Raw genomic sequence first — 16,510 nt, forward strand, 5'->3', positions numbered from 1 at the left:
AATCGTTGTGAAGGGTTTTTTTCATTTTTCGATATAAATGCCGATTTCAGCTTCAGCAACAGGCTGTCCGCCCACTGACGCCTTGGCATGCCCGAACACAAACCCGCGTCGGTTGCGCGTAACTTCAAACGTAAGATCAAGCCGGTCACCGGGCACGGCCGCGCCCAGTTTTTCCGCTTTCTTCACGGAAGACAATAAGCCCAAGCTGTTCTCATCTGTAATCCCTGTAAAAGCCGCGGTTTGCGCAAGTGCTTCAATCACAAGTGAAAACGGCATTTCTGTTTGCGTATCAGTGATAAACCAGTCGTTCTCACTGATCAGCTTATAAGCGGCTGCATGTTTGCCGGGCTCGCTTTCCGTCACGCCATCAATAAACAAAAACGGATAGCGATGAGGCAAAAATAATGAGTTCATTCTATTTCTCCTTTTTTGACTATTATATATCAGCCAAAAGCTGAACGATAGGATATAATGGAAAAAAGCAAAGGAGACCGTTATGCCCCCAAAACCGCTCGTCATTCTCGCACACGAAATATACGGTGTTAACAGCCATATGAAAAAGATGGCCCGGCTGATAAAAATGGCTGGATATGATGTGGTGACGCCTAACCTTCTCGGGGATGGTGAAGTCTACACATTGCAAGAGGAAAAAACCGCATACGATCAATTTACAAAACACGAACGGCTGAAAACAGGAGAAACCATCATTCAGAGCTTGATCAGGCAAAACACCGGACGGCGCATCTTTGTGGTTGGATTCAGCGCGGGCGCAACGATCGCATGGAAATGCAGCAGTATGCCTGAGGTGAGCGGAGCTGTTTGCTATTACGGTTCCCGGATACGCGATTCTCTTCATCACGTGCCAGTCTGCCCGGTCCTATTGTTTTTCCCTTCATTTGAACCGTCGTTTGATGTTGCGCTTCTCATCAAAAAACTGCGGGAAAAACAGCATCCCGATTTGGAGATTTATCAATTTGAAGCTCTTCACGGCTTTGCCAACCCTGACTCTGATACTTTCGACAGGGCTCTCTTCTTCAAAGCGCTTTCCATCATAAAAAACGAGGCAGAAAAACCGCCCCGCCCTGATTTATCAGATTGTTCTTAAACGCGCACAAATGGTCGTCAGTGACCACAGCCGTGACTCGTTCCATAAGATTTTTATTTTGCTTGTCTCATCTCACTATTATCATTAGGAAATATGGCAAAAAAAGCCCGTGACATGCTGTCACAGGTTGGTTATTGGTTGAGTTTCTTTAAAATGATGGCATGCAGCGGTTCATGGGACTGAATGCCGCACACCTCTTGAAGCACGCCGCTGTATCCTTTTTCTTCGATCAGCTCTTGCAGTTCCACCGCTTCAGGGTCACCGGTGAAATTGAAGCGCAGTGCCGCGGCGATCCCTTCCGCCAGTGCATTCGGCTCTTTTATTTTCTTTGCAGGACCTACGAGTCTATCATTTTCTCCCAGCTTTCTGAGAGGCGATCTCGCCACGCGGGTCACATCGTCCGTAATGAATGGATTTTCAAAGCGTCCGATGATTTTTTTGATATATTGTTCGTGTTCGGTTTGCTTAAAGCCATACGTTTTGATGAGATAGTCACCGGTTTCAAGCAGCGCCGAGTGAACGACACGGCGGATTTCCGGGTGATCGATTGCTTCTTTTACGGTTTTTAATCCGCGCTGATAGCCGACATAGGCTGTCACTGCGTGGCCGGTATTGACGGTAAACAGCTTGCGTTCGATATACGGCGTTAAATGATCAACAAACAGCGCGCCGTTTATGGCCGGTGTATCCCCTTTAAAGCCTGATTCATCAATGACCCATTCAAAAAACGGTTCAACCGATACTTTGAGCGGATCTTCATGATGCTGAACTGGCACGATCCGGTCAACAGCCGAGTTCGGAAAACCGACCGTTTCACTGATGAACTCTTGCTCTGCTTCCGTTAAATGGCTGTATATCTCTTTCTTCAGGAAGCTGCTGCCGCCGATCATATTTTCGCAGGCAATGATATTCAGTATGTTTGCAGCTTTTCTTCGTCTTAAACCTTCTGCGATAGACGGAGCAATCAGCTTCAGCACATTCGGGCCGACCGCTGTTGTGATGAGCGACGCTTCATTAATCAGCCGATACAGCTCCTCCGTCTGGCTCCCGCTGTTAATGGCGCTGACCGGGCCAATGACCTCTGATGAGTGGCCCTCTTCTGCCAGCTCCACGGTGTATTCCCGTTTTTCATTAAGGAGGCTGACCATCGTATCGTTCACATCCGCAAACACCACATCATAACCGGAGTGGTGAAGCAGCGCGCCGATAAACCCTCTTCCGATATTTCCCGCACCGAAATGTAAGACGATCATGTCAGTTCACCTCGTTGAAAATGGCGATCAAATCTTCTTCGCTTTTAGCAGAGATCAGGCGTTCAATGTTTTCTTCTTCTGAGCAAATGATGGCGATGTTAGACAACATGTCTAAATGTTCATTATTTTTGCCCGCAATGCCGAATACCACTTTTGCCGTGTTGCCTGCGCCGTACTCGACACCGTCTGGAATCTGTATGATTGAGATTCCAGAGTGAAGCACCTCGCTTTTCGCCTCTTCTGTGCCGTGTGGTATGGCTATGAAATTGCCCATAAAAGTAGATGATGTTTCTTCACGTTCAAACATTTTGCCAATGTAATCTTCTGTCACATAGCCGTTGTCAATTAGCGTCTGGCCTGCCATTTTGATGGCTTCTTCCTTTGATGATGCCGTTTGATTGAGTTTAATATTTTCCTTTGCGAGTACTTGCATGGGTATCACTCTCTTTCTATGAGATTACTTTTTAAGCTTTTCAAGAAGCTCGTCATATTTCGGACTGTTTAAGAAGTTATCCACTGATATGTGTGTCGCGTTCGGCAGCTTCGCTTTCGCGCGATCTGTTAAATCTTTGTGGGTGATGACAATGTCCGCATCGCTTGGCAGATTGTTAATGGCCGTGTTGGCCACACTGATATCAAGCTCCGCTTTTTTCACTTTGTTTCTTAAAATCGATGCTCCCATCGCGCTTGAGCCCATTCCCGCATCACACGCGAAGATGATTTTGTTTACGCTTTCAGAAGACAGCTCAGACGCTTCCTCAGCTTTCGTTTGCTCCGCTTCTAAAACAGAGGCTGCTTGGCTTTTCTTCCCCTTCATGGACTGCATTTTTTCTGTTGCGGCAGCGAGGTCTTCTTCGCTTGCTTTTGAAGATTTCAGGATCACCGCTGAGACGATGAACGAAACAGCTGCTGCGACCAATACACCCGCCAATACGCCGAAGTAGCCGCCTCTTGGCGTCATCGCCGTCAATGCGATAATGCTGCCCGGTGACGCTGCTGCGACAAGTCCTGCATTAAAGATCGTGAATGTTAACAGTCCGCTTGCTCCGCCGGCAATGGCCGCCAGAATCAGGGCCGGTTTCATCAAAATGTATGGGAAGTAAATCTCGTGAATCCCGCCGAAGAAATGAATGATCGCCGCTCCGGGAGCCGTTGATTTTGAAGAACCTTTTCCAAAGAACATGTACGCCAGCAAAATGCCGAGCCCTGGCCCAGGGTTTGCTTCTACTAAAAACAGAATCGATTTTCCCGTTTGGGCTGCTTGCTCGATTCCGATTGGACTTAAGATTCCATGGTTAATGGCGTTGTTGAGGAACAACACTTTCGCCGGTTCCACAAAAACGCTGGCTACAGGCAGTAAATTAGCGTGTACAATGACTTCCACACCTGCCGCCAGCAATTTATTTAACGTCAGGACAACCGGACCGATGGCGTAAAACGCGAGAATCGTTAAAGCCGCGCCGACAATCCCCGCCGTAAAGTTGTTGATCAGCATTTCAAAGCCTTGTTTGACTTTATCCTTGAACAATTTATCAGTCTGTTTAATGAGGTATCCGCCAAGCGGCCCCATGATCATTGCACCTAAAAACATTGGAATATCCGACCCGACAATCACCCCGATTGCCGCTGTCGCCCCGACGACTCCGCCGCGGTGGTCGTAAATCATTTTTCCGCCTGTATACGCTATCAAAAGCGGCAGTAAATATGTGATCATCGGGCTGACAAGTGTATTCAGCTGTTCATTCGGAACCCATCCCGCCGGTATAAACAGCGCGGTAATGATGCCCCACGCGATAAACGCGCCGATATTCGGCATAATCATTCCGCTCAAATAACTGCCGAAGCGCTGCACTTTCACTTTCATGCCGCCTTGCTGTTCTTGCTGCATATATAAACCCTCCTTGTTGTCGCTGTAAGCTATAAAAATAGATTCAGAGAATTTTGCTTCCCTTTGACTCTATGTTAAAACGCTTACAGTCCCTATACAATCGAAAGTAAAGAGGACTTTGGCACATGGGTGTGACATTTTTTTAAAATTGAAAAGGCTCCTGGTATCAGGAGCCTTTTCTCTTACCTCTATAAATAATGTTGCCGTTTTGGATCACGTACTTTGCGATCATCCGTTCACTTACAATAAAAACAGGATACGCGCACACAAGCGCAAAAACAGCCATCGGGACGTGCTGTACCGCCGGCAGCATTGACCCTGCCGCATTGCGGAGGAGCAGCAACAGATAAATGAGCAGCACGATGACCGCTAGTGACACCAGCATCATCGGAGCTGATACTTTATATTCGTAAAGCCGTTCCCGGCAGTGTCCGCAGCGAAATTGGCAAGGCACATTGGATGATCTGACCATGTCGCCTGTCAAAGGTTTGCCGCAATTGGGGCATAGAGTTTCTTTCATAGGGTATTCCTCACTTTCCATTCCATATGTCTATTATACCAGAGTCCCTTCTGTTTCGTTTTGTTGCTGTTCAACACATTTTCACATTTTTTATCATCAGCTTACTTGTCTCTGTCTCTAAAATCCTCTACGCTTAAATAGATCTTAATGGAGGGGATGTATGAATGCTTCCGATTAATAGACAGCAACACATACTGAAGTGGCTGAAAGAAGAAGGCGCGCTCAAAATTACTGATATCAGCGCACGGTTCGGCGTTTCGGAAATGACGGTATACAGAGATGTCAATCAGCTCGTACAGTCAAATCAGGTCATCAAAACGGCCGGCGGCATCACGCTCCCAGCCCTAACACCTCAAGCGGATCATATGTGCAGCTATTGCCTAAAACCGGTCAATCAGGTCCATTCGGTTCAGCTGATTACGGTAAACCAAGACATTGAACAGCTGTGCTGCGCACATTGTGCGTTTTTGCGTTACGCAGATAAAACGGAAGAGATTTCACACTTGATTTGCCGAGATTTTCTGTTACACACAACCGTCAGTGCCGGTTCGGCTTATTTTGTGGTAAATGCTGAATTAAACCTGCACTGCTGCCAGCCGCAGGCGATTCCGTTTGCGACACTCGATCATGCCGAACGGTTTCAAAAAGGATTCGGCGGAGCCGTCAGCACCTTCGATCAGGCGCTGGAAGATATGCTTCAGGATAGAAAAAAGCGCTGCACCTGCACCAAGAAATAAACACAACATATACAGCGGAAGGTGGTGTCTGAGTGATGAAGCGAAACAGATGGTGGATCTTCTTTCTGCTTTTTCTTGTTTTCCTGCCGAAAACAAGCTTTGCTCACGCCTATATCGTCAAATCTTCACCTAGTGAAAACAGCGAATTAAAAAGCGCCCCTGCACATGCAGAAATCGAATTTAATGAACCGGTAGAAGAAGGGTTTCATTACATTAAAGTCTATAATTCAAACGGCGAACGGGTGGATAACGGCAAGACTGAAATCAAAAAAGATAACAATCACATCATGACAGTGAAGCTGAAAAAGAATCTGCCGCATGATGTGTACAGAGCGGAATGGAATGCCGTGTCCGCGGACGGGCATCCGGTCTCCGGCGTCATACCGTTCAGTATCGGGAAAGCGGAAGGCGGATTCAGCAGCCAAAAAGCAGCCGGTTCACCGCTGAACCCCGAAACAGCAGCAGACCGAGCGATGCTGTATACAGCCTTATCTTTGTTTATCGGGACGGTTTTCTTCCATCTCTTCTGGTATAAAGGGGATTCAGAACAACTCGCCAAACGGACGAGACGCATCTTGATCGTCTCGATTACCGCATTGGGCCTGGCGCTTTTGCTTCAGCTTCCGATTCAGACAAAAGCAAACGCGGGCGGCTGGGGCAGCGCCTTCCAGCCGATCTATATCAGAGAGACACTGTTTGAGACAGCAGGCGGCACCATTTGGATCATACAGGCCACGCTGTTCGTGCTGCTAGCACTGTCTGTGATCCCTGTAATACGAAAAAACCGCTATTCGTCCTTTGGCTATTGGACAGCGCCGCTCATTTTCTTTTTCGGTCTCCTGCTTGCCAAAGCGTTTACCGGCCATGCTGCTGTCGTTGAAGAAAAAGCGGTCGGCATTTTGATGGATTTCCTTCATTTATCATCCGCTTCCATCTGGGTCGGCGGAATAGCGGCACTCGTTTTGCTGCTCGCAAACGAATGGAAGCAGCCTGACAAAACGCTCGCATGGGAAACGGTAAGCCGCTTCTCACCGTGGGCGCTTACTGCAGTCGGCGTCATTTTGTTTTCAGGTTTGCTTAATGGATTTTTCATCATTCGTTCGATGGATTCACTGTTCCACACAGCGTACGGGCAAGCTCTTTTAGTAAAAAGCGGATTGTTTGTTTTGATGCTGGTCTTAGGCGCGCTTCATTTTCTGCTCACCAGAAAGCAGCGCCGCGGAGGAATCAGCCGGACGGTGAAAGCGGAATGGGCAATCGGCATCGCTGTATTGATCACAGCTGCCGTGTTTACCAGCCTGCCGAGCCCGCCTGAGCCGGTGCCGGAACCGTTCTACCAAACCAAAGCGATTGAGAATGGGCAAAGCGTTTCTCTCAGCATCAGCCCGAACCAGCCCGGCAAAAATGTATTTGAGCTGCGAGTCACCGACCATAACGGCGACCCGGTGAAAAACATCCAGCAAATCACGTTAACCGTTTATAAAACAGGTCTGTCAGGCAGCGAAAACAAAAACGCCTTCCAATTAAAAGAGAAAGCAAAAGGCGTCTTCCAGGATGAAAACCTGTCCATTAACGAAAAAGGAAACTGGAAGATCAAAGTCCACGGTTTGACCGGTGACTTTAACGAAATCAATATGATGTTTACAAAAACCAATTAAAGGAGTGTTTTACATTGTTAAAAAAAATCGCATGTACACTATGTCCAGCTATTGTCGGCTCTCTTTTATTCTTTACGGCCCCTGCCAGCGCACACGTTACTGTAAAGCCTGCTGAATCCGCTGCAGGCTCATGGGAAACCTATACGATGAAAGTTCCTTCTGAGAAAAATCTGCCGACAACAAAGGTTGTCCTCAAAATGCCGAAGGATGTTGAATTCCAGCAGTACGAGCCTATTCCGGGCTGGAAGATATCCACCCAGAAACACGATGATCAATCAGTTTCCGTCACATGGGAGGCGACTGACGGCGGCATTCAGGAAGGACAGTTCCAGCGGTTTACCTTTGTTGCCAAAAACCCTGACAAAGCGGAGGAAGCCGCTTGGGACGCATACCAATATTACAAGGACGGCAGCATTGTCGAATGGACAGGTGACGAGGATGCGGATACGCCTCATTCCATTACAAACATCACTGCTGCAAAACAAGTGACAGATGAGCACGGCGCCACGAAAACGGAAGACGATTCCGAAGACACAGGCTCTTCAGCTCTCGACATCACAGCGATTGTGCTGTCTGCCGCAGCCATTATTTTGTCTGTAGCAGCGCTTGTAAAGAAAAAGCGCGCATAATGAAAAAAGCGATCCAGAAGACATATCTGGGTCGCTTTTTTTGATTTATCCGCGTCCTGCCTGGAAGGAAGGGTATTGTGTCATACCGCCGTCCGCGAATAACGTGATGCCTGTGACGTAGCTGGCTTCCTTCGAAGCAAGCCATACCGCTACTGCTGCGATTTCCTCCGGTTCGCCGATATATCCCATCGGAATCATGCTTTCAACATCTGCTTTCTGTTTAGGGTCAGCGAATTTTTCAGCATTGATTGGCGTGTTGATCGCGCCTGGCCCAATATTATTGACGCGAATGCCCTTCGGCGCGTACTCCAGCGCTAATGTTTCCGTCATCAGTTTAATCCCGCCTTTACTAGCCGCATAGTGGACAAATAACGGCCACGGAATCACTTCATGCACACTGGACATGTTGATGACATTTCCCTTGATATCGTTATCTACGAAATATTTAATCGCTTCCCGGCTTCCTAAAAAAGCGCCCGTTAAGTTCGTGCTGATGACTTTATCCCAATCCTTCAGCGGCATTTCGTGAGACGCCACAGGATTTTCAAGTCCGGCATTATTTATCATAATATCGAGTGTGCCGAACTCTTTAATCGCAGTTTGTACAATGTTTTTTACATCTTCCTCTTTCGTAACATCTCCTTGGACGATAACGGCTTCACCGCCCGCCTTGACGACGGCTTCTTTGACCTCGTTCGGATTCTGTTTTTCGCTAAAGTAGTTGATCACCACTTTCGCCTGCTCCTTGCCGAAGCGAATGGCCATGGCTTTCCCAAGGCCTGATGCGGCTCCTGTAATGGCGACGACTTTTCCTTTTAAATCCGGATACATATATATCCTCCTCCAATTGTTATGAATTTGTTTTGGCGATTCCTAAAAATATGGCTGCCGCGATAATCAGCGCAATCCCAATCCCAATCCCAATAAGCTGGCGTTTTGATTTCTTTTCACGCAGGATGAATATGCCGCCAAGCGTAGAAATGACAATTCCCATTTGTGAGAGGGAAAAGCTTGTCGCGACGCCGACCTTCGGCTGAGAAATAAACAAAAACATATTTCCTCCTGCCCAGATTAAGCCGGGGAGGATATTTCTGATTGCATATTTGTTAAAGGGTTTGTGTTTATAGGTTAAAGCAAGTCCCCCGATTACCATCCCGATCGCCTGCGGCAAAAGAGCCGACCAGCCAGACACATTAAACAATCTGGCAACGACGACATACACCAAATAACCGAACGTCGAGACAAGAAGAATCAATATGCCTTTTTTAAAGTTGCTTGGCTCACCCTCTTTCTTGTCTTTCTTATCTTCCAATGATGCGAGAATGATTCCCACGATGATAAAGATCAGAGCGAGAATGCCAAGCGTAATCGCAATCGGTGTAGACCATTCACGAAACACAATCACACCGAACAGTGAGGTTGAAACGAGCTGCATTCCAGTGGAAATCGGCATTGTTTTGGACACACCCATCAATTCAATGCTTTTCAGCTGGTTGCTCTGTCCAAGGGACCAAAATAAGCCGGATACGATGCCGACAATAAAAATGCGCAATGACAGAGCGGGCTGAACAAAAAAATAAATCACGATAGACACAATGAGCGCCCCGATCGTCGTTCCGAGTGTCTGGCTGTACGGCCCGCCGCCTAATTTCACATTGAAGAGAACAATGCTCCCCCAAAACAAAGCCGGGAGAAGAGCCAATAATAAATCCATTGTTGGGGAACCTTCTTTCAAAATGTATTTGCTGTTATTTTGGCTGGAATGGTTGGGTTTATTCGCCGGAAACACAAAAAGAGCTGCCGGAAGATCCGGCAGCTCTTTAGGAGCTTGCATTCTTTTACAAACCAATGGACATATATTTCGTTTCAAGGTACGGCTCAATGCCTTCCGAACCGCCTTCGCGGCCGACACCGCTTTCTTTCATTCCGCCGAATGGCGCTTGAACCGCTGACGGTCCGCCGTCATTCCAGCCAATAATGCCGTACTCAAGATTCTCGGAAATATAGATGCCGCGGCGGTAGTTTTCTGTGAAGAAGTAAGCAGCCAAGCCGTACGGCGTATCGTTGGCAAGCTGAATCGCTTCATCAATATCAGAAAACGTGATGATCGGTGCAACCGGGCCGAAAGTTTCCTCGTGCATGATATTCATGGACGTATCGACATCGGCGAGCACTGTCGGATTGACAAAGTAGCAGCCTTTGTCATCGTTTCGGTCATACGTGCCCCCTGCAAGAACCTTCGCGCCTTTTTCAACGGCATCATCGATTTGGCTGACGATTTTTTCGAAACCTCTTTTATTGATAATCGGGCCGACATTGACGCCATCTTCAAGCCCATTTCCGACTTTGAGCTTAGACACTTGCTCGCTTAGTTTCGCGGCAAATTCGTCTTTAATCGACTCGTGAACGATGAGACGGTTTGCACAAACACAAGTCTGTCCGGCGTTTCTGTATTTAGACGCCATCGCCTGTTCAACGGCAAGGTCCATATTTGCATCTTCATCCACAATCAGCGGGGCATGGCCGCCGAGCTCCATAGAGACATGTTTCACGGTGTCCGCACTGTTTTTCATGAGGATTTTCCCTACCGGCGTTGATCCTGTGAAGGTGATTTTGCGGATTTTCGGACTGCTTGTGAAGACATTTCCGATCTCTTCGCCGTCGCCGATCACAACCTGAAGGACGTCCTTCGGAATGCCCGCCTCATATGCGAGGCGCGCAAGCTCATAGGCAGACAGCGGTGTGTCCGGTGCCGGCTTGATAATAAACGTGCAGCCGGCAGCAAGAGCAGGCGCCGCTTTGCGGGTAATCATCGCATTCGGGAAATTCCAAGGCGTGATGGCAGCAACAGGGCCGACTGGCTGGCGTGTGACGACAATTCGTTTGCCGGTTGTCGGAGCAGGGACCGTTCTTCCGTACACACGCTTCGCTTCCTCTGCGAACCATTCGATATAGCCTGCGCCGTATAGTACCTCACCGACCGCTTCCTGATACGGTTTTCCGTTTTCCTTTGTAATTAAATCTGCAAGTTCTTCTTTATGTTCAACAATCAGCTCATACCATTTTTTCAAGAGAGACGCTCTTTCATTCGCTGATGTTTTAGACCACGTTTTAAACGCCTGATGTGAACGTTCAATGGCTTCTTCTACTTCTTTGGCTGATTGCTGAGGAATCGTTTTGATCTCCTCGCCCGTAGCCGGGTTGTAGACCGTTAATTGATCTGGCATATTGAACATTCCTTTCTGTTTTATGATTACTTAAAATGATAGCAGACCCCGCCGTTTTCTTTCCAATGATTACGCTCGCAGGCCCGCCTCCAAGATGCTGAACCCTTCATTCAGAAGGCTGTCTGAGATGACGAGCGGCGTCAGAAAGCGAATGATATTGCCGTTGATTCCCGCTGTCAGCAAAAGCAATCCGTTTTGATTCGCATACGCCGCAATCGCTGCCGCTTTCGCCTTATCAGGCTCTCGCGTGTCGGGGTCCTTGACGATTTCGATGGCCGCCATTGCCCCGAGTCTGCGGATGTCACCGATGAACGGGAATTCTTGTTTCCACTCATACGCCTTCTCTTCAATGATTTTTCCAATTTCTTCAGAACGGTCATTCAATCCTTCTTCTTCAATGATATCCAACACAGCCAAAGCCGCAGCGCACCCGAGCGGGCTGCCTGCATACGTGCCGCCCAGCTCCCCGGGCCCCGCCGCATCAAGCAGTTCCGCACGGCCGATCACACCGCTTAACGGCAAGCCCGCCGCAAGTGATTTAGAAACCGTGATCAGGTCAGGCACTACATCAAAATGCTCAATCGCGAAATAAGCACCAGTTCTAGCAAAACCCGTTTGAATTTCATCAGCGACAAAGACAATGCCGTGTTCTTTGCAAAATGACGCAACGTGCTGCACAAACCTTTTCGATGGGATAATGAAGCCGCCTTCTCCCTGCACCGGCTCCATCACGACACACGCCACCGTTTCCGGCGCGACGGAAGCGATAAAGAAATCATTAAACGCTTGGATGATCATGTCGTCATAGCTTTCATCACTCATGCCCGCCGGCTTTTGATAATAATAGGGGAACGGTGCTTGATAAACCTCTGAAGCAAAAGGTCCGAATCCGAATTTATAAGGTTTTACCTTACTCGTCATGCTCATCGTCATATTCGTCCGCCCGTGAAACCCTCGTGTAAACGAAACAACCCCTTGGCGCTTTGTATATTTTCTGGCGATTTTCACAGCGTTTTCAACCGCTTCCGCCCCCGAGTTCAGAAAGATCGCTTTTTTCTCATAGCTGCCCGGTGCAATGCCGCACAGTTTTTCGGCTAATTCGATATAAGACGGGTACATCATGACATTGAACCCCGGGTGAATGAGCTCCTCCGCCTGCCGCTTTACAGCCTCAACCACCTTCGGATGTGAGTGTCCGACGTTTACCGTTCCGATGGCGCCTGCAAAATCAATAAACCTCCGGCCGTCCAAATCGTACAGCTCAGCCCCTTCTCCTTTGGCCGCCAGACTGCGGTTGCCGTTGCTCACACCTTTTGATACGAATTGATCCCGTTTTTCCTGCCACTGGGCAGTCGTGATGCTTGCTGTTGTTTCACTCATGTGAATGTCCCCCTGTCGCTATTTTCTTATCATTCTGACTACTTTTTGGTATGATGAAAAGTACCAATTATAACTTTTTGATGGTATCAGAAGGAGACACCGCAAATGGATATCACAATTACACTTGATCGCTCAGAACAAGCCGATTATATCTATCAGCAAATTTATCAAAAGCTGAAAAAAGAGATCCTCAGCCGCAATCTGCTGCCCCACTCGAAGGTTCCCTCCAAACGGGAGCTGGCAGAGAAGCTGAAGGTCAGCGTCAACTCAGTGAATGCAGCCTATCAGCAGCTGCTGGCTGAGGGATATTTATACGCCATTGAGCGAAAGGGTTTTTTCGTGGAGAAGCTGGACATGTTTTCAGCCGAGGAGCACCCTCGGTTTGCACTGCCGGATGATCTGAAAGAGGTTCACCAAGATCAGAGCGATTGGATCTCGTTTTCACACATGAGTGCCGATACAGACCATTTTCCGATCAAAAGCTGGTTTCGCTGCGAGCAAAAAGCGGCCTCCCGCTCATACCGCACGCTCGGTGATATGTCGCATCCGCAAGGGATATATGAAGTGAGAGCGGCCGTTACCAGGCTCATTTCTTTGACGCGGGGTGTAAAATGCCAGCCGGAACAAATCGTTATAGGGGCAGGAACACAGATGCTCATGCAGCTATTGACTGAGCTTTTGCCCAAGAAAGCGGTGTATGCCATGGAGGAGCCCGGTTACAGGCGCATGTACCAGCTTTTAAAGCATGCGGGAAAACAGGTGAAGACCATTATGCTTGATGACAAAGGCATGTCGATTGCTGAAATCAGCAGACAGCAGCCTGATGTGCTGGTAATGACTCCGTCTCATCAATTCCCAACCGGTACAATTATGCCTGTATCCAGAAGAATTCAGCTGCTGAACTGGGCAGCCGAAAAGCCGTACCGTTTTATTATTGAAGACGATTATGATAGTGAATTTACATATGATGTCGATAGTATTCCGGCGCTGCAAAGCCTCGATCGTTTTCAACATGTCATCTATATGGGCACCTTTTCAAAGTCCCTTCTCCCAGGCTTGCGGATCAGCTATATGGTTTTGCCACCGGAGCTATTGCGGACATACAAACAGCGGGGCTATGATTTGCAGACATGCTCATCGCTTACGCAGCTCGCCCTGCAAGAATTTATCGAATCCGGAGAATATCAGAAGCATATTAAAAAAATGAAGCAGCATTATAAAGAAAAGAGAGAGCGCCTGATCACCGCTTTAGAAACAAAGTTCAGAGGAGAGATTTCCGTAAAAGGGGCAAATGCGGGACTGCATTTCGTCACCGAATTTCATACAAGCCGCTCCGAACAAGACATTCTGGCACACGCAGCCGGCCAGCAGCTCGAAATCTTCGGAATGAGCCGATTTGACTTGGAGGAAAAAAACAAGCGGCAAACAGGCCGGCCCGCTCTCATTATCGGCTTCGCGCGGCTGAAGGAAGAAGACATTCAGGAGGGTGTCGAGAGGCTTTTCCGTGCTGTTTACGGACATAAAAAAATCCCCGGTACAGGGGATTGATTCACCAGCGATCCTGGTCCACATTCAGTATGGCTTCAAGCAGGCCGGGAAACGCCTTTTCAAGGTCTTCAGCGCGAAGCGAATAATACCGGCGCTTTCCTTCTATCCGAACTTGAGCGATGCCTGATTCTCTCAGTACTTTAAAATGATGCGACAAGGTCGATTTGGCAACCTGTACATCCGCACAGGTGCCGCATGTTTTTTCTTTCGCTTCAGCTAATTGCTTTACCAGCTCTAAACGAAGCGGATCACTTAGTGCGTGAAGAACCTTTGTCAGCTGCAACGTTTCTGTTTCTGGATGGTTTGGAATGTTCATGACACAAATGTATCACACAACAATTAGAATGACAACTTTACTATTTGAGGGTTTTTCCTTTACCTCATTTTGAATACATGATACAGTTAGTTCGATTAAATTCGAACAATAAAATCAGCATAACGATGGAGGAGATTGACATGATCGTATTACAAGCTTACATCAAAGTAAAACCAGAAAAACGCGAGGAATTTCTGAGCGAGGCACAATCGCTTGTTCAGCACTCAAGAGCTGAGGAAGGCAACGCGCAATACGACCTATTTGAAAAAGTAGGCGAAGACAATACATTTGTGATGCTTGAGCAATGGAAAGATGAAGCGGCGATGAAATCACACAATGAAACTGCGCATTTCCAAGGGTTTGTCGCAAAAGCAAAAGAACTGCTGAGCGCTCCTCTTGACGTTGTCCGCACAGAGCTTAGCGAGTAAGGAAAGGGTGTCCCATATGAATGAAGTCATCAAATCATTAACAGACCACCGCTCGATTCGCAGCTATACGGATCAACCTGTAGCACAGGAACAATTGGACCACATCATTCAAGCGGTGCAAGCAGCCCCCACTTCTATCAACGGGCAGCAAGTGACTGTGATCACAGTGCAGGATAAAGAGCGCAAAAAGAAAATCTCCGAGCTGGCTGGCGGTCAGCCTTGGATTGATCAGGCTCCTGTTTTCTTGCTATTCTGCGCAGACTTCAACCGGGCCAAAATCGCGCTTGAAGATCTGCATGATTTCAATATGGAAATCACAAACGGATTGGAGTCCGTTCTTGTTGGCGCTGTAGACGCTGGTATCGCCCTCGGCACAGCGACAGCAGCGGCCGAATCCCTCGGACTGGGCACGGTTCCGATTGGCGCGGTTCGCGGAAACCCTCAAGAGTTGATCGAACTGCTTGAGCTTCCGAAATACGTGTTCCCTGTTTCCGGCCTTGTCATCGGGCATCCAGCTGACCGTTCAGCGAAGAAACCGCGTCTTCCGCAGGAAGCAGTCAATCATCAGGAAACCTATTTGAATCAAGATGAGCTGACGTCCCACATACAGGCATATGATGAGACGATGTCTGAGTACATGAATGAGCGGACAAAAGGAAAAGAAACAAGAAACTGGTCACAGGGCATCGCTTCCTATTATGAGCGCCTATACTATCCGCATATCCGTGAAATGCTTGAGAAACAAGGATTTAAAGTTGAAAAATAAGCCTCACCCGGCCTGTCGGATTTTCCGGCGGGCCTTTCGATTGTCCGGTTAAAATCCATTGACTTCTATTTAGTTTATTTGGTAAAATTTTTTCATTGTTACTCATTGGTTTTCTGTGAACCAATGGGTTTTCTAATGTTCAAGAAAGAAGGAAGCCATGAGATGCTTGATAAAAAAACAGATATCTTGTTAACTGCGAGAAAGCTTTTTTCAGAAAAGGATTTTACGTCGGTTTCTATGCAGGCGATCGCAGAAGAATGTAAGATGTCAAAAGCTTCGATATATAAGCTGTTTCAGTCTAAGGAAGATCTGCTTTTAGAGCTGCTGTCATTTAACCAGAAGCAAATGGTGGCCGCGGCCTCAAGACTTCAGGAAAATACCTCGCTGACACCGGAGGAGCGTTTGATGCAAAAGGTCAAAATGGAACTGGAAGGCTTCAGGCGGAACCAGCAGTTTTTCAATATGCTGACCTACGGGAACCCTAAGCTGCATAATAACCGAGTCAAACAGCATATCCATCAGACAAGATCAACGATTATTTGCTGGCACCGCGATTCGCTGATCCAGGCGTATGGAGAAACCATTCTCCCATTTGTGTGGGATTTAGTCATCATTCTTCACGGCATGATGCGCGAGTTTGTCATGCTGATCAAAATAGAGGAAAAACCGCTTGAGCTTGACCCGATCGCAGCGTTTATCATCAGCACCCTCAATCAGCTTGTCAAAAACAAGGAAACCCGGCAGTCTCTCCTTCCTCCTGAAGCCATCGAGCTTTATATTCATTCAGCATCCTCCTACAAGCCAAAGGATAAATCAGCCCTGTTGTCGGAAAGCCTGAAGGAATTACACCAAGGCATCTCTTCCCTGCCCGCCGCGGACTTTGACGTAGATGAACTGACATCCGCAGCCGCTATGCTGGAGGAAGAAGCGAAGAAGAAAGAACCCCGCGCTTTTTTGCTCAAATCACTGATTGGCTATCTGGAACAAACCGGTGTTTTAACACAGCCCGTTTCGATGTTGAAAACACTGTTAATTACTTAGAGAAAAGAAGGGAT

The 16,510-nt window shown here is 47.8% G+C and carries 18 protein-coding genes; 8 read left to right on the plus strand and 10 right to left on the minus strand.

All coding sequences use genetic code 11. The features are described from left to right. Nucleotides 1–21 precede the first annotated feature (21 nt). Nucleotides 22–414: a 3-hydroxyacyl-ACP dehydratase FabZ family protein gene (locus ACY3LV_RS03515; protein ID WP_148963012.1), complete on the minus strand. Its 393-nt coding sequence runs from the start codon at nt 412–414 to the stop codon at nt 22–24. Between the two features lie 82 nt (nt 415–496). Between ACY3LV_RS03515 and ACY3LV_RS03520 the strand changes: the two genes are divergently transcribed. Then, the gene (locus ACY3LV_RS03520; protein ID WP_333561203.1) at nt 497–1,105 is read left to right on the plus strand and encodes a dienelactone hydrolase family protein; all 609 of its coding nucleotides are present in this window, start codon (nt 497–499) and stop codon (nt 1,103–1,105) included. Nucleotides 1,106–1,236: 131 nt separating this feature from the next. Here ACY3LV_RS03520 and ACY3LV_RS03525 read toward each other — a convergent pair whose 3' ends face one another. The 4 genes from ACY3LV_RS03525 to ACY3LV_RS03540 form a co-directional block, all read right to left on the minus strand. Continuing rightward, complete coding sequence (locus ACY3LV_RS03525; RefSeq protein WP_333561204.1) at nt 1,237–2,358, minus strand: mannitol-1-phosphate 5-dehydrogenase; 1,122 nt, start codon at nt 2,356–2,358, stop codon at nt 1,237–1,239. Between the two features lies 1 nt (nt 2,359). After that, nucleotides 2,360–2,791 carry a PTS mannitol transporter subunit IIA gene (locus tag ACY3LV_RS03530; protein ID WP_333519225.1) on the minus strand — a complete coding sequence of 144 codons (432 nt, stop codon included), beginning with the start codon at nt 2,789–2,791 and terminating at the stop codon, nt 2,360–2,362. A gap of 24 nt (nt 2,792–2,815) precedes the next feature. Continuing rightward, nucleotides 2,816–4,246 carry a PTS mannitol transporter subunit IICB gene (locus ACY3LV_RS03535; RefSeq protein ID WP_333561205.1) on the minus strand — a complete coding sequence of 477 codons (1,431 nt, stop codon included), beginning with the start codon at nt 4,244–4,246 and terminating at the stop codon, nt 2,816–2,818. Nucleotides 4,247–4,412: 166 nt separating this feature from the next. Further along, nucleotides 4,413–4,766, minus strand: coding sequence for a hypothetical protein (locus ACY3LV_RS03540; RefSeq protein WP_289346471.1), 354 nt, complete (start codon nt 4,764–4,766; stop codon nt 4,413–4,415). A 164-nt stretch (nt 4,767–4,930) separates the two neighbouring features. Between ACY3LV_RS03540 and ycnK the strand changes: the two genes are divergently transcribed. The 3 genes from ycnK to ACY3LV_RS03555 are packed head-to-tail and all read left to right on the plus strand — an operon-like array spanning nt 4,931 to nt 7,790. Then, complete coding sequence (gene ycnK / locus ACY3LV_RS03545) at nt 4,931–5,503, plus strand: copper uptake transcriptional regulator YcnK (protein WP_464863397.1); 573 nt, start codon at nt 4,931–4,933, stop codon at nt 5,501–5,503. 35 nt (nt 5,504–5,538) lie between these two features. Beyond that, on the plus strand, nt 5,539–7,161 hold the full coding sequence (locus ACY3LV_RS03550) for a copper resistance CopC/CopD family protein (RefSeq protein ID WP_333561207.1): 1,623 nt from the start codon (nt 5,539–5,541) through the stop codon (nt 7,159–7,161). Between the two features lie 14 nt (nt 7,162–7,175). Continuing rightward, nucleotides 7,176–7,790 (plus strand): YcnI family copper-binding membrane protein, encoded by a 615-nt coding sequence (locus ACY3LV_RS03555; RefSeq protein WP_333519220.1) that lies wholly within the window; start codon nt 7,176–7,178, stop codon nt 7,788–7,790. A gap of 45 nt (nt 7,791–7,835) precedes the next feature. Here ACY3LV_RS03555 and gdh read toward each other — a convergent pair whose 3' ends face one another. From gdh to gabT, 4 genes are all read right to left on the minus strand, one after another. Then, complete coding sequence (gdh, locus tag ACY3LV_RS03560; protein WP_148963002.1) at nt 7,836–8,621, minus strand: glucose 1-dehydrogenase; 786 nt, start codon at nt 8,619–8,621, stop codon at nt 7,836–7,838. Between the two features lie 19 nt (nt 8,622–8,640). Further along, complete coding sequence (glcU, locus tag ACY3LV_RS03565) at nt 8,641–9,504, minus strand: glucose uptake protein GlcU (protein ID WP_148963121.1); 864 nt, start codon at nt 9,502–9,504, stop codon at nt 8,641–8,643. Between the two features lie 124 nt (nt 9,505–9,628). Beyond that, nucleotides 9,629–11,017, minus strand: coding sequence for a succinate-semialdehyde dehydrogenase (gene gabD, locus ACY3LV_RS03570; protein WP_333561208.1), 1,389 nt, complete (start codon nt 11,015–11,017; stop codon nt 9,629–9,631). Between the two features lie 69 nt (nt 11,018–11,086). Continuing rightward, entirely contained in the window at nt 11,087–12,397 is a 1,311-nt protein-coding gene (gabT, locus tag ACY3LV_RS03575) for a 4-aminobutyrate--2-oxoglutarate transaminase (RefSeq protein WP_333561209.1), read from the minus strand. A 105-nt stretch (nt 12,398–12,502) separates the two neighbouring features. Between gabT and gabR the strand changes: the two genes are divergently transcribed. Beyond that, a complete protein-coding gene (gabR, locus tag ACY3LV_RS03580) occupies nt 12,503–13,945 on the plus strand; it encodes a MocR-like transcriptional regulator GabR (RefSeq protein ID WP_333561210.1) in 1,443 nt (480 codons plus the stop codon). Nucleotide 13,946: 1 nt separating this feature from the next. On the opposite strand, the gene ACY3LV_RS03585 is transcribed toward gabR, so the two are convergent. Continuing rightward, nucleotides 13,947–14,261, minus strand: a complete 315-nt coding sequence (locus ACY3LV_RS03585; RefSeq protein ID WP_087993028.1) for an ArsR/SmtB family transcription factor — start codon at nt 14,259–14,261, stop codon at nt 13,947–13,949. A gap of 140 nt (nt 14,262–14,401) precedes the next feature. Between ACY3LV_RS03585 and ACY3LV_RS03590 the strand changes: the two genes are divergently transcribed. The 3 genes from ACY3LV_RS03590 (at nt 14,402) to ACY3LV_RS03600 (ending at nt 16,496) form a co-directional block, all read left to right on the plus strand. Beyond that, entirely contained in the window at nt 14,402–14,689 is a 288-nt protein-coding gene (locus ACY3LV_RS03590; RefSeq protein WP_333561211.1) for a putative quinol monooxygenase, read from the plus strand. A 16-nt stretch (nt 14,690–14,705) separates the two neighbouring features. Then, nucleotides 14,706–15,455, plus strand: a complete 750-nt coding sequence (locus ACY3LV_RS03595) for an NADPH-dependent oxidoreductase (RefSeq protein WP_148962997.1) — start codon at nt 14,706–14,708, stop codon at nt 15,453–15,455. 162 nt (nt 15,456–15,617) lie between these two features. Then, the gene (locus ACY3LV_RS03600) at nt 15,618–16,496 is read left to right on the plus strand and encodes a TetR/AcrR family transcriptional regulator (protein WP_148962996.1); all 879 of its coding nucleotides are present in this window, start codon (nt 15,618–15,620) and stop codon (nt 16,494–16,496) included. The last annotated feature ends 14 nt before the right edge of the window (nt 16,497–16,510 follow it).

This window comes from Bacillus sp. 11C (assembly GCF_055486375.1).

Coding starts and splice junctions, on each gene's coding strand:
- ACY3LV_RS03515 (WP_148963012.1), bottom strand. CDS start 414: ATGAACTCATTATTTTTGCCTCATCGCTATCCGTTTTTGTTTATTGAT.
- ACY3LV_RS03520 (WP_333561203.1), top strand. CDS start 497: ATGCCCCCAAAACCGCTCGTCATTCTCGCACACGAAATATACGGTGTT.
- ACY3LV_RS03525 (WP_333561204.1), bottom strand. CDS start 2,358: ATGATCGTCTTACATTTCGGTGCGGGAAATATCGGAAGAGGGTTTATC.
- ACY3LV_RS03530 (WP_333519225.1), bottom strand. CDS start 2,791: ATGCAAGTACTCGCAAAGGAAAATATTAAACTCAATCAAACGGCATCA.
- ACY3LV_RS03535 (WP_333561205.1), bottom strand. CDS start 4,246: ATGCAGCAAGAACAGCAAGGCGGCATGAAAGTGAAAGTGCAGCGCTTC.
- ACY3LV_RS03540 (WP_289346471.1), bottom strand. CDS start 4,766: ATGAAAGAAACTCTATGCCCCAATTGCGGCAAACCTTTGACAGGCGAC.
- ycnK (WP_464863397.1), top strand. CDS start 4,931: ATGCTTCCGATTAATAGACAGCAACACATACTGAAGTGGCTGAAAGAA.
- ACY3LV_RS03550 (WP_333561207.1), top strand. CDS start 5,539: ATGAAGCGAAACAGATGGTGGATCTTCTTTCTGCTTTTTCTTGTTTTC.
- gdh (WP_148963002.1), bottom strand. CDS start 8,621: ATGTATCCGGATTTAAAAGGAAAAGTCGTCGCCATTACAGGAGCCGCA.
- glcU (WP_148963121.1), bottom strand. CDS start 9,504: ATGGATTTATTATTGGCTCTTCTCCCGGCTTTGTTTTGGGGGAGCATT.
- gabD (WP_333561208.1), bottom strand. CDS start 11,017: ATGCCAGATCAATTAACGGTCTACAACCCGGCTACGGGCGAGGAGATC.
- gabT (WP_333561209.1), bottom strand. CDS start 12,397: ATGAGTGAAACAACAGCAAGCATCACGACTGCCCAGTGGCAGGAAAAA.
- gabR (WP_333561210.1), top strand. CDS start 12,503: ATGGATATCACAATTACACTTGATCGCTCAGAACAAGCCGATTATATC.
- ACY3LV_RS03585 (WP_087993028.1), bottom strand. CDS start 14,261: ATGAACATTCCAAACCATCCAGAAACAGAAACGTTGCAGCTGACAAAG.
- ACY3LV_RS03590 (WP_333561211.1), top strand. CDS start 14,402: ATGATCGTATTACAAGCTTACATCAAAGTAAAACCAGAAAAACGCGAG.
- ACY3LV_RS03595 (WP_148962997.1), top strand. CDS start 14,706: ATGAATGAAGTCATCAAATCATTAACAGACCACCGCTCGATTCGCAGC.
- ACY3LV_RS03600 (WP_148962996.1), top strand. CDS start 15,618: ATGCTTGATAAAAAAACAGATATCTTGTTAACTGCGAGAAAGCTTTTT.